Origin of the sequence: Bilophila sp. 4_1_30, assembly GCF_000224655.1 — a bacterium.
GTDB classification, from domain to species: Bacteria; Desulfobacterota; Desulfovibrionia; order Desulfovibrionales; family Desulfovibrionaceae; genus Bilophila; species Bilophila wadsworthia.
The window spans coordinates 1-1,022 of sequence record NZ_JH114268.1 but is presented as its reverse complement, the minus strand read 5'-3'; the positions used below and the strand labels follow the sequence as shown (position 1 = coordinate 1,022).

At 66.3% G+C, this 1,022-nt stretch carries 1 protein-coding gene; it reads left to right on the top strand.

Annotation, left to right across the window (positions count from 1 at the left end; all coding sequences use genetic code 11):
• A partial coding sequence (gene sucC, locus HMPREF0178_RS20070; protein WP_009369371.1) for an ADP-forming succinate--CoA ligase subunit beta occupies window positions 1-930 on the top strand: 930 nt, incomplete at its 5' end.
• Window positions 931-1,022 lie beyond the last annotated feature (92 nt).

The following is a 1,022-nucleotide window of genomic DNA, read 5'->3' as shown; positions in this document are numbered from 1 at the left end:
ACCGGGCCGGACGGTGAGCGCGTCAATGTCGTGTGGATCGAGCGGGGCACGGCGGGCGCCCGGGAATGCTATCTGGCGGTAGCTCTTGACAGGGCATCCCAGTGCCTGACCGTCATGGCTTCGCCGGACGGCGGTATGGACATCGAGGCTGTGGCGGCTTCCTCGCCGGAGCGGGTCTTCACGGCCCGGCTGGACGGAGGCCACTACCTGTGGCCTTTTCAGGCCCGGAACCTGCTGGAGGGCTGGGGGCTGGAGTCCGTCCCGGCGCAGGAATTGGCCTCTCTGGTGCGGAGGCTGGCGGCCCTTGCCGCCGAAAAGGATATGACCCTGCTTGAGATCAACCCGCTGGCACTGAGCGAAGGGGGCGGTTTTGTGGCGCTGGACGCCAAGATGAACTTTGACGACAGCGCGCTGAAACGGCATCCCGATATCGCGGCCTTCAGGGATAGGGAAGAGGGCGATCCGCTGGAGCGCGCCGCCGCCGAAAAGGGGCTCACCTATGTTCGGCTGGGCGGTTCCATCGGTACGCTGGTGAACGGGGCCGGGCTTGCGATGGCCACGATGGACGCCATCAAGCAGGCTGGAGCCGAGCCAGCCAACTTCCTTGACGCCGGGGGCGGGGCCAGCGAGGAAACCGTCGCCGCCGGGTTTTCGATCATGCTTTCCGACCCGCACGTCCGAGGCATCCTCATCAATATTTTCGGGGGCATCCTGCGCTGCGACATCGTGGCGCACGGCATCGTGAACGCGGCCCGTAAACTGGACATCGCCGTGCCGCTGGTGGTGCGGCTCGAAGGGACGAATGTGGCGGAAGGGCGGCGCATCCTCCAAGAAAGCGGCCTCCGGTTCCACACCGCTTCCTCCATGTCCGAGGCGGCCCGCCTGATCGTCGGGCTCGCGGCGGAATCCCCTCAGGAGGCAGGCGTATGAGTATCCTGATAGACGACGGGAGCCGGGTGCTGGTGCAGGGCATCACCGGCCGGGAAGGGCAGTTCCATACGGAACGGATGATCCGCTACGGG